This window comes from Levilactobacillus yiduensis, from assembly GCF_024718525.1.
Lineage (GTDB): Bacteria > Bacillota > Bacilli > Lactobacillales > Lactobacillaceae > Levilactobacillus > Levilactobacillus yiduensis.
Genome location: NZ_JAMXAZ010000071.1, coordinates 1 through 1199 on the forward strand (window position 1 = coordinate 1; position 1199 = coordinate 1199).

At 47.1% G+C, this 1199-nt stretch carries 1 protein-coding gene; it reads right to left on the reverse strand.

Features of this window, described 5'->3' with window-relative positions; translation table 11 throughout:
• Positions 1–9: 9 nt before the first annotated feature.
• Entirely contained in the window at positions 10–1089 is a 1080-nt protein-coding gene (locus NGM66_RS14325; protein WP_056990137.1) for an IS30 family transposase, read from the reverse strand.
• Positions 1090–1199 lie beyond the last annotated feature (110 nt).

Genomic DNA, 1199 nt, shown 5'->3' on the forward strand with positions numbered 1-1199 from the left:
CCCCAATTGTCAAATCAAGTGCAACACAGGACAGTAAGGCGTAAGCATAACCGGATGCATGTTCTTGAAGACCTGTGTTTTGAAGACCTGGGCGGCGCTAGCATAGCCCAGGGATTTACGTAAGCGATGGTTAAGTGCGTTTTGAATGGCTTGGATCGTTGGTAGATCAAAGTTCTTGAGAGAGATGCCCTTCGGAATGTACTCACGGATGAGACCGTTGAGATTCTCATTAGACCCTCGTTCAGAGGGCGTATAAGGATGAGCGAAGTAAACTTTGGTTCCTTGGACCTGATCTAGCTCGGCAAATTCACTGCCATTGTCAAATGTGATTGACTGGAAGTTCTTAGGACCATAGGCCGTAATGACCCCTTGAAGTGCCTGGCGGCAAGTGTCAGCGTGGTAGTCAGGAATCTTAACGATGATTTCAAAACGACTGACACGCTCGGTTAATGTCATCAGTGCGGGCTCGCTAGCAACCCGCTTGCCCTTAACTAGGTCTCCTTCCCAGTCACCCACCAAGATGCGTTGGTCGACGATAGCTGGTCGCTCATCGATTGAGCTACCCAATATCTTCTTATTCTTTCGGGAGCGAGTTCGACGAGTGCTCTTTACTCGGCGACGAAGCTTGACTGGTAAATCAGCGTTACAGAGGTCGAGATAACCTAAATCAATGTACCGATAAACCGTGGGGGTCGATGGACACGGCTTGTCCGGATAAAGTTGATGGAATCGGTGGACGAAGCTATCGACACTATCGACTCTAATCTTGGTTTTGAGTGCTTGGACTAACAGCTTGAAGAAGAGCCAGCAACGCTTTAGTAAACCCTTAGAATGGCATTTAAGGCGGTCTTTTTCATAGACAGCCTGTCCTGCTTCAGCAAAATATTGATAGTATGGCAGATAGTCGGAGTTAAGCTGGCGAACCGTGCCACGCTTGATTTCGCGTGAGATAGTACTGGGATTTCGATGAAGATTACGAGCAATTTGGCGAACAGATTGGTGGTCCTTCAAGAACGCTTCAATTTGGCCACGCTCTTCGGCAGAGAGTTGTTGGTAAGTAATGGTAGTGGTATGATTTGACTGGGTCATGGAGATACCTCTTTCTTTTTGGTTTGGTCGCTTAAAAGTATAGGTCTCCATGGCCTATTTGTTTACCCTTAATGTCTTAAGGGGTGTTGCACTTCAATTTTAAATCGGGC

Coding starts and splice junctions, on each gene's coding strand:
- NGM66_RS14325 (WP_056990137.1), bottom strand. CDS start 1,089: ATGACCCAGTCAAATCATACCACTACCATTACTTACCAACAACTCTCT.